Genomic DNA, 6,170 nt, shown 5'->3' on the forward strand with positions numbered 1-6,170 from the left:
CGATGACGGCCGGACGATCCGCTGCACAAGGGGGCGGTGAAGGACCGGAGTGTCACCCCAGCGGATCCGGGGGCCGCCCAACCGGACTGACGGTGCGGACAAGTGCCCGGCCTGCTGGGAACTACTGGGAACCGCTGGGAGAGAACAGAATGTCACGTCGATTCACCTGCTCGGACGCCCCCGAGCGGGCCGCCGGCCTCCGCGAGGCGGAAGCTGCGGTTCGCCGCGGCGAGCTCGTGGTGCTTCCCACCGACACCGTCTACGGGGTGGGCGCGGACGCCTTCAGCACCGAGGCGGTCGGCGGACTGCTGGAGGCCAAGGGCCGGGGAAGGAACATGCCCTCCCCCGTACTGGTCGGCTCTCCCGGCGATCTCGACGGCCTGGTCGAGGACTTGCCCGAGCAGGCGCGGCAGCTCGTGGACGCCTTCTGGCCGGGCGGGCTGACCGTGGTCGCCCGCCATAAGCCGTCGCTGGAGTGGGACCTCGGCGAGACCCACGGCACGGTCGCGGTCCGCATGCCCGCCCACCCCGTGGCCCTGGACCTGCTCGGCGCCACCGGACCGCTCGCCGTCTCCAGCGCCAACCTGACCGGGCATCCCTCCCCGCAGGACTGCGACGCCGCCCAGGCGATGCTCGGCGACGCGGTGGCCGTCTACCTGGACGCGGGCCCCACGCCGGCCGCCGTGCCGTCCTCCATCGTGGACGTCACCGGCACCGCCCCCATCCTGCTGCGCGCGGGCGCGGTCAGCGCCGAGCAGCTCCGCAAGGTCGTACCCGGCCTTCAGGAACGCTGACCGCCGCCCGTCACGACGCCACGTCGGCCGGTACGTCCTCCAGGCCCCGGACGGTCACCAGGTGAGCGGTGCCGTCGGCCAGCCGGTACGACAGGCCCACCACGGCCGCCCGGCCGGCCTCCACCGCCTCCGCCAGGGCGCGGGAGCGGTCCAGCAGCAGATCGACCGTGTGCCGTATGTGCTCGGCGATGAAGTCCTGCTCCTCCGTACGCCCAGCGGCACGAACGGCCAGCACGCTGGGAGTCACCCGCTCGATCACATCCCGCACGTAACCGCTGGCGGTCGTGCCGTCCTGGACCGCCGCACGGGTCGCCGCGACCGCGCCGCACGCGTCGTGCCCGAGCACCACGACCAAAGGCGCCCCGAGCACACTCACTCCGTACTCGATGCTGCCCAGCACCTCGGGCCCCATGACGTGCCCGGCGGTGCGCACGACGAACAGATCGCCCAGACCACGGTCGAAGATGATCTCCGCCGCCAGGCGCGAGTCCGAACACCCGAAGAGCACGGCGAAGGGATTCTGGGCCGGGGCGACCTCCGTACGACGAGCAGCATCCTGGTTCGGGTGCTCCGGCACCCCGGTCACGAACCGCTGGTTACCAGCCAGCAGCATCTCAAAAGCGTCACGCGGCGTCGGCATCTTCACATCGGTCATAGCCGCAGGTTAAAGCCTGGCCCTCAGCACTGCCCAGCCACCCTGCCCCTCCCGCCTCTCTACCCAACCGCTCCGCCGACCCCCGCTCCGCAGCCGTGGAGCGAGCAGGCCACCAACTCGCGGTAACGGCTCGCGGTCCTGGTTCGGATGTTCCGGCACATTCGCGATGAACCGCTTGTTGTCGGCCGCCGACAGGTCGAAGCCCAGACCCGTCTGATGGGTCGAGGACGTGAGGTGGCGGTAGGCGGCGTCGGGGGCGACCCGGCTTCCCGTTGACGGCGCGCAGCACGAAGGCCTTCGGGCCGCACGCGCGGGCCAGTTGGGCGCCGGCGCTTGGGCTCGTCGGTGTCCGACGCCATCACCCACTCCAATGTGGACAGCATCCACTTAACTCGTCTAGGCTGCTGCAAGATCGATCCGGGGGCGCAGATCGCCGCGACCTCTATATGTGGACGCCGCACACAAGGGCGTTCGTGTTGCCTTCACTCAAGGGAGTCACCTCATGCGCAAGCTCATCGTGTCCGCCTTCGTCTCCCTCGACGGCGTCGTGGAGGGCCCGGGAGGCGAGCCCGGGTACCGGAACTCCGGGTGGACCTTCAAGGACGTCGAGTTTCTGCCCGAGGCATTCGAGATCAAGGGCCGGGAGCAGAAGGAAGTCGCCGCAATGATGATGGGCCGGGTCAGCTACGAGGCGTTCAGCCCGGTGTGGCCGGACATGGCGGACTTCGCCGACTACAAGGTGATGCCGAAGTACGTCGTATCCACCACCCTCACCGAGGACGCCCTGGTGGCGAACTGGGGCGAGACCACGATCCTGCGCTCGCTCGACGAGGTCGCTGCCCTGAAGGAGACGGAGGGCGGCCCGATCATCGTCCACGGCAGCGCCTCCCTCAACCAGGCCCTCTCGGACGCCGGCCTGATCGACCGCTACCACCTGCTCGTCTTCCCGCTCCTGCTCGGCGCCGGCAAGCGCCTGTTCAGCACCACGGACAAGGACACCCAGAAGCTGAAGCTGGTCGAGCACGAGGTCTACGCCAACGGCCTGCAGAAGAACGTTTTCGACGTCGTCCGCTGACAGGGCTCCCGAACTGGGCAGATCGGGCTCGATGGGCTGGTCCTGCGGCAGCGCCTCCAGGGGCTCCAGGAGGTGAGGCAGCGGGAGGAGAGTGGCGTAGCCGGTGACATGGTGCGGCCTGGGGGCTCACTGGTCCACACCGGTGGTATGGCGCCTCGTCGGCATAGCGACGGCATAGCGACGGCACACGCAAGCACGCCCGGCGCACGCACCCGACCACACCCGCAAGCGGGCACCACGGCTGCGCGGAGGAAGAGGCCGGCCGGAGTGCGTCGGAACGTGCCGCGTCCGACTCGGACAGCGCTCGCACCTGATGGGTGCTCAATTCCTTCGACGCCGGAGTTTTTCAGTTCGCCGGTCTCAGTGCCCTAGGACTATCACGCTGAGTAGTTCGCTCTTCAGTTGATTGATCGTCAGTACAGTCAGCACGAGGTCAGCATCCAGTACCGCCGCAGACCGCCACCGACCGTCGCTGAAGGAGCCCGCAGTGAAGAAGCTCATCAACGTTCCCGAGTCCGTCGTGCCCGATGCCCTGCGGGGGATGGCCGCTGCGCATCCCGAGCTCAGTGTCGACGTCGAGCGGCGCATCGTCGTGCGGCGGGACGCGCCCGTGGCCGGGAAGGTGGCGCTCGTGTCCGGGGGTGGGTCCGGGCACGAGCCGTTGCACGGGGGGTTCGTGGGGGCCGGGATGCTGGATGCCGCGTGTCCCGGCGAGGTGTTCACCTCGCCCGTGCCCGATCAGATGGTGCGGGCCGCCGCGGCCGTGGACAGCGGCAAGGGCGTGCTGTTCATCGTGAAGAACTACACGGGCGACGTCCTCAACTTCAACATGGCCGCCGAGCTGGCCGAGGACGAGGGCATCCAGGTGGCGAGCGTGCTCGTCAACGACGACGTGGCCGTCACCGACAGCCTGTACACCGCCGGGCGGCGCGGTACCGGTGCCACGCTCTTCGTGGAGAAGATCGCCGGGGCGGCCGCCGAGGAGGGGGCGCCGCTGGAGCGGGTGGAGGCCATCGCGCGGCGGGTCAACGAGGCGTCGCGCAGCTTCGGGGTGGCCCTCGCCTCGTGCACCACCCCCGCCAAGGGCGGCCCGACCTTCGACCTGCCCGCCGGGGAGCTGGAGCTCGGCGTCGGGATCCACGGCGAGCCGGGGCGGGAGCGGCGCGCGATGATGACGTCGGGCGAGATCGCGGACTTCGCCGTGGACGCCGTCCTCTCCGACCTCCGGCCCACCGGCCCGGTGCTGGCGCTGGTCAACGGCGCCGGGGCGACACCGCTGCTGGAGCTGTACGGCTTCACCGCCGAGGTCCACCGCGTACTGCGCGAGCGCGACGTGCCCGTCGCGCGGACGCTCGTCGGCAACTACGTCACCTCGCTCGACATGGCCGGTGCTTCGGTGACGCTCTGCCAGGTGGACGAGGAGATGCTGCGCCTGTGGGACGCGCCCGTGCAGACACCGGGGCTGCGCTGGGGGCGCTGATCCCCCCTCCCCCCGCCCGCCCGGAGGGTCCGTCACCGCCGTCTCACCGGCGCGTCACCGATCCCAGCCACAGCGTGTCCCTCGCCCGCGTCATCGCGACGAAGAGCTGACTGCGCTGGAGTTCGCGGCGCTCGCGGGCGACGCCTTCGTCGGTGCCGTCGCCCGTCCTGGTCGCGGCCGGGGCGTCGTGGTCGGGCAGGTGCACGTGCTTGAACTCCAGCCCCTTGGCACGGTGGTAGCTGCCGAGCTTCACGCCGGGCACCGGGCGGCCGTCGTACTGCTCCAGGGTGATCGCGGGTATGCCGGCCCGGGTGAGCAGCTGCCGGTAGCGTTCCCGCTCGGCTCCGGTGCGGCACAGCACCGCCGAGTCGGGCCACGCCTCGGGGCCGAGCTCGCGCAGGGCGGCGAGGAGGGCCTCGTCGTGCTCGGCCCGGGTCGGCGCGGTGAACCGGGTGACCCGGCCGTCGCCGTAGGTGAGGTCGACATCGCGGCGCCCGGCCGTGGGGGTGCCGTCGATGTCGTCGAAGGAGTCGTCCGCGACGACGGCGAGGGCGGCGTCGAGGATCTCTTTCGCGTTGCGGTAGTTCTTGCGCAGCACCTGTCCGCGGCCGCGGACGTCGATGCCCGCGTCGGAGAGGCGGAACCCGCCCGGGTACACGGCCTGCTGGCCGTCCCCGACGAGCAGCAGGCCGTTGTGCGCGTCGCCGACGAGTGCGTGGAGCAGTCGCAGGCCGACGAAGGTGAGGTCCTGCACCTCGTCGACGACGACCGACGTGTACGGGGTGGCACCGGGGTGCGCGAGCGCCTCGTCGAGGGCGAGGGCGAGGATGTCGTTGAAGTCGTGCACGCCCTTGCCGGTCCGGTTGCGCTCGTACTCCTCGTACAGCGCCCACACGGCCTCGCGGTGGGGGCGGCGCAGGTTGGTGCGGCGGCGCCAGCGCCGCAGCGGCGCGTACTCCTCGAAGGTCGTGATCCCCCGGCCTTTGATCACGTAGTCGATCTCCTCCTGCCAGTATCCGGGTACCGGGTCGAGGGTTTCGAGGACGGTGCCCCGGCCGTGGCTCTTCCAGGCCCAGCTGAAGGCGTTCCCGGCCTTGCCGGGGTCCAGCCGGCTCGCGACGCCGCGGTGGCGGAGGAACCGGCTCGCCCAGGCGTGCAGGCTGCTGAAGTCGACCCGGTCGGCGACCGCCGGGGCCATCGTCCTGAGGAACGTGCTCTGCACGCGGGGCAGGTTGTTGGCGAAGGTCACGTAGAGGATCCGGCCGGGCGTGCGGGCGGCGAGGTACGCGGCGCGGTGCAGGGCGACGACCGTCTTGCCGGTGCCTGCCGGGCCGCTGACGCGCGCGGGCCCGGACCAGTTGCGGCGCACGAGGGCGAGCTGATCGGGGTGGAGGAAGGTCATCCACTGTTCGACCGGGGCGCTGCGGGCGGCTTCCAGGGCCGCGTTCCGTATCCCTTCGACGTCGAAGAGCGCGTCGTCGGGACCGGGCTCGGGCGAAGCGGACGCCGACGCTGCCGCTGCTGTCGCTACTGTCGCCGCTGCTGCCGCCGCCGCGGGGCCGGTGCGGGCCGAGGTGTCCTCGTAGTCGCGGAACACCTGCTCCAAGTGGTCGGCGACGGCCTTGACCTCGGACGGGCGCAGCCGGACCCGTTCGGCGACGAGGGCCGGCGTCACCTCGCGCTCCCCCAGCAGCCGTACGGTGCCGAGCCGTTGGCTGACCGACCGGCCGGCGAAGACCATCAGCGGCTGGACGGCCACGGGGGACAGGTTCCGCTCGGAGACGGCGTTCTCCGCGAGCCGGGTCACCTTGAGCAGCTTGCCCACCTCGCGGTCGTACGTGCGCCCGCCGGCCTTCAGGTGTCCGCCGGCCGTCTCCGGGGCGTGTCGCCAGTTCTTGACGTCGATGACGAAGACGCCGCCGGGGCCGATGAGCAGCATGTCGACGTTGGCCGAGCGGGTGCCGGGCCAGCGCCGGTCGAGCAGCAGGCGCCACCCGCGCCGGGTGAGGACTTGCAGCTTCGCGGCGACCTTGCGCTCGCCCTCGCTCGCCGCTTCCCAGTTGCGCACCTCCCACTGGGCCGCCCTGAGTTGCTCGCGCAGCTCGCGTTCGTACCGCCGGGCCTCCTGCGCCCGCTTCCACGCCGATCCCCCCGCGCCCATGACCT

General features: G+C 71.3%; 5 protein-coding genes. 3 read left to right on the forward strand and 2 right to left on the reverse strand.

The window, feature by feature from the left end; translation table 11 throughout:
* Nucleotides 1-149 precede the first annotated feature (149 nt).
* Nucleotides 150-794, forward strand: coding sequence for an L-threonylcarbamoyladenylate synthase (locus ACSNOG_RS31475; RefSeq protein ID WP_436756117.1), 645 nt, complete (start codon nucleotides 150-152; stop codon nucleotides 792-794).
* A 10-nt stretch (nucleotides 795-804) separates the two neighbouring features.
* On the opposite strand, the gene ACSNOG_RS31480 is transcribed toward ACSNOG_RS31475, so the two are convergent.
* A complete protein-coding gene (locus tag ACSNOG_RS31480) occupies nucleotides 805-1,449 on the reverse strand; it encodes a carbonic anhydrase (protein ID WP_436756118.1) in 645 nt (214 codons plus the stop codon).
* 502 nt (nucleotides 1,450-1,951) lie between these two features.
* Between ACSNOG_RS31480 and ACSNOG_RS31485 the strand changes: the two genes are divergently transcribed.
* Together ACSNOG_RS31485 and dhaK are read left to right on the forward strand one after the other, a co-directional pair.
* The gene (locus ACSNOG_RS31485) at nucleotides 1,952-2,524 is read left to right on the forward strand and encodes a dihydrofolate reductase family protein (protein WP_436756119.1); all 573 of its coding nucleotides are present in this window, start codon (nucleotides 1,952-1,954) and stop codon (nucleotides 2,522-2,524) included.
* A 487-nt stretch (nucleotides 2,525-3,011) separates the two neighbouring features.
* Nucleotides 3,012-4,004, forward strand: a complete 993-nt coding sequence (dhaK, locus tag ACSNOG_RS31490; RefSeq protein ID WP_436756120.1) for a dihydroxyacetone kinase subunit DhaK — start codon at nucleotides 3,012-3,014, stop codon at nucleotides 4,002-4,004.
* Between the two features lie 43 nt (nucleotides 4,005-4,047).
* Here the strand turns inward: dhaK and ACSNOG_RS31495 are convergent.
* Nucleotides 4,048-6,170: UvrD-helicase domain-containing protein (locus ACSNOG_RS31495; protein ID WP_436756121.1), on the reverse strand; the 2,123-nt coding region annotated here is incomplete at its 5' end.

Source organism: Streptomyces sp. URMC 124 (genome assembly GCF_051386455.1).
Classification (GTDB): Bacteria; Actinomycetota; Actinomycetes; order Streptomycetales; family Streptomycetaceae; genus Streptomyces.

Excerpts from the sequence above, each read along its gene's own strand:
- ACSNOG_RS31480 (WP_436756118.1), bottom strand. The coding sequence starts at position 1,449 with ATGACCGATGTGAAGATGCCGACGCCGCGTGACGCTTTTGAGATGCTG.
- ACSNOG_RS31485 (WP_436756119.1), top strand. The coding sequence starts at position 1,952 with ATGCGCAAGCTCATCGTGTCCGCCTTCGTCTCCCTCGACGGCGTCGTG.
- ACSNOG_RS31475 (WP_436756117.1), top strand. The coding sequence starts at position 150 with ATGTCACGTCGATTCACCTGCTCGGACGCCCCCGAGCGGGCCGCCGGC.